At 54.9% G+C, this 2,407-nt stretch carries 4 protein-coding genes; all 4 read right to left on the bottom strand.

What is annotated here, in order from left to right; translation table 11 throughout:
• Window positions 1-574, bottom strand: a 574-nt coding sequence (locus MVD07_RS04405; protein ID WP_297499095.1) for a THUMP domain-containing protein, incomplete at its 3' end; no start/stop codon positions are given.
• Window positions 575-645: 71 nt separating this feature from the next.
• Window positions 646-1,248, bottom strand: coding sequence for a 30S ribosomal protein S3ae (locus MVD07_RS04400; protein ID WP_297499093.1), 603 nt, complete (start codon window positions 1,246-1,248; stop codon window positions 646-648).
• A 15-nt stretch (window positions 1,249-1,263) separates the two neighbouring features.
• On the bottom strand, window positions 1,264-1,524 hold the full coding sequence (locus MVD07_RS04395) for a KEOPS complex subunit Pcc1 (protein ID WP_297499091.1): 261 nt from the start codon (window positions 1,522-1,524) through the stop codon (window positions 1,264-1,266).
• On the bottom strand, window positions 1,514-2,407 hold an 894-nt coding region (locus MVD07_RS04390), incomplete at its 5' end, for a DHH family phosphoesterase (protein WP_297499089.1). The genes MVD07_RS04395 and MVD07_RS04390, both read right to left, overlap by 11 nt.

The raw sequence follows: 2,407 nt of genomic DNA, 5'->3' as shown, positions 1-2,407 counted from the left end.
CTATCTTCTCTCCGAACGTCCTGCAGGCCTTGTAGTCGCCCCAGTAGGACATCTGGACGACTGTGAGCTTGGAGAAAAGTTTCCTTGCGTCTATCTTGTCTGGCGTGTACTTCCTGAACTCCTCGCCGGGCAGAACGGAGACGTAGGCCCTATCACCTATTATCTCGACGTGGACAACCTTATCGGGCCAGCTCAGGTTGACATCGGCGTTTGTTAGTTCCCTCACCTTCGCCCCGAGAACCCTGTTGACGTCGATACTCGAAAAGTCGTGCTTCCCTCGCCTCTTCGTTTTCACCGCAAAGGTCTCGTTCTCACCTATGAGGGGGGCTATCTCCTTAGCGGTGCCGGCTATTGCCTCCATATCAGCCGGGACTTCCCTCAGGACGGGTATTACACGCTCGACCTCCGGTATCTCAAGGAGCTTTTCCTCCGCTTTGCTGTCATCGGTCTCGACGAGGACGAGGCCGGTGTAGCCCATAGGGGCTATCCAGACCCTTGCATCTGGAAGGGCCTCCCTGATGTAGTTGCCTGCAACTGCCTCCATGTCGCGCTGGGTCTTGATTATGAACTTCATGGCGACACCTCCAGAGAAAATTGGCGGAGGACTAAAAAGCGTGCCGGTTAAGTAGAAGGGAACTGGGGGCCTCAGGCCCCGGGTTCGGCGAGAACCTTTATCTTCCTGACCTCAGCGCGCTTTATCGGGTATACCTTCCTCGCTTCCTTGGCTATCTCGCTGGCTATCTGGCCGTTCACCGACTGAAGGACGAAGTCGGCGAAGTTGAGTTCCTCTGCCTTCTTGTAGATTATATCCTGGATTATCTTCCTTATAGCCCTCTCCTGGCTGGTCTGGATCCTCCTGTAGGCGATTACCATGCCCATAACGCGAAGCCTGTAGCCGTCCTTTGTGGTGATGTTGAATATGCCGTCAACGCGCGTTGTCCTCCTCCTGACGAGGCTCCTTATGTAGCTCCTAGCCAGGGTGTGCCCCTTGAACTTCGTGTACGCGTTCTGTCCTTTCACGTCGTAGACCTGGAAATAGAGCTTGACGTGATTCTTGGTGAAGTCCCCGGTGAGATCCCTCAGGGTTGTCTCCACTACTCTACCGATGACCTTTTCGGGATCGTCAGCCGGAGTAAGACCTATCTCCTTGCTCCCAAAGAACTCGGGGGCGTAGACGATGTACCAGTCCTTCATCTTCCACTTGTCCTTTGCCGCGGCGGCCCTACGTCTTGGATTACCCTTTGCCATCTTAACACCTCCACTTCATACCTTTTCGGTCATTTCCTCCGCGATCTTGACCGAAAACACCAAATCATCGAGCGCTTTGATGAGTGTCTCAATCTCACCCGAGTATTTAACCTTTGTTATAACGTCTCCATCAACCCATCGGGTTACCACATTTAAACTTTTCTTTAGTCCCTCCGGGATCGCCTCGTTGTCAACCTGAACGGCCCGGGCAACGGCTTCCGCCTTCCGGGGGTCACGGTAGTGCCAGATCAGCTCGACGGAAGCTTTAATCTCCATCCTGCTTTCCCTCCACCTGCCTGGCAAGGGCCTCGTTCAGCAACCTTATGAACTCCGCTATCTTATCCCTGGGAAACCTTATGCCAGCGGCTATGGCATGGCCTCCGCCCTCGCCACCGAGCTTTTCCGCGACTTCCCTTAAGGCCTCTCCAAGGTGGTAGCCCTTCTCAAGGGCCTTCTCGGTGGTTCTTGCGGACCCCTTCACGAGGTTCTCGTCCTCCTCGCTGTCTGCCAGAACAACCACCGGCTTCTCTGGCTTGGCCAGACCAGTGTTTATCGCAATGTTCGCAGCTATCCCAACCAGGGTATCCCTGATGTTCCTGCCGGCGTAGAAGACGTAGACGTGCTCCCCCTCCTCGACCATGCTCCAGTTCTGGATTATGAACTTCCTCGCCTCTATCTGCTCCCTCTTGTATTCATCAAGCATCTTAACGGCCCTCTTGAAGGCCTCTTCGTCACCAAGGCAGATGGCAACGCCGAGGGTTCCAGCATTTAAGCGACCTGTTGCGTTCAGCAAGGTCGCGAACTCCCTGGCCTCATGCCTCGGGTCGCCCTCGGGATAGAGAGGGCTCACAACAACGTCCCCGATTAGTCTGTCTATGGCCTCCTTGGGGGAGGCGTGCTTTATCATGTGAACGAGAAGGGCCTCGTGGAGCTTCCTCTTTTCTTCCTCCCTCAACTGCCAGTACTTCAGCTCGGGGTCAAAGCCCCTGCCCCTGAGCCACTCTATAGCCTTCCTCTCGTCACCCGTTATCTCTGGTATCTCGGGGTTGGTCGAGTATGCGAGCATCTGGTAAAGGGGCCTGCTCTCCCTACCGAAGAGCCTTAACTCCTTCCTGACCTCAAGGATTCCAAGTTTCTTACCGTCCTCGATTATTTCGAG

The organism is Thermococcus sp. (assembly GCF_027008145.1).
In the GTDB taxonomy this organism is placed as follows: domain Archaea; phylum Methanobacteriota_B; class Thermococci; order Thermococcales; family Thermococcaceae; genus Thermococcus.
Note: the sequence above shows the minus strand (reverse complement) of the source record. Positions and strands in the feature narration are given on the sequence as shown.

Coding starts and splice junctions, on each gene's coding strand:
- MVD07_RS04400 (WP_297499093.1), bottom strand. CDS start 1,248: ATGGCAAAGGGTAATCCAAGACGTAGGGCCGCCGCGGCAAAGGACAAG.
- MVD07_RS04395 (WP_297499091.1), bottom strand. CDS start 1,524: ATGGAGATTAAAGCTTCCGTCGAGCTGATCTGGCACTACCGTGACCCC.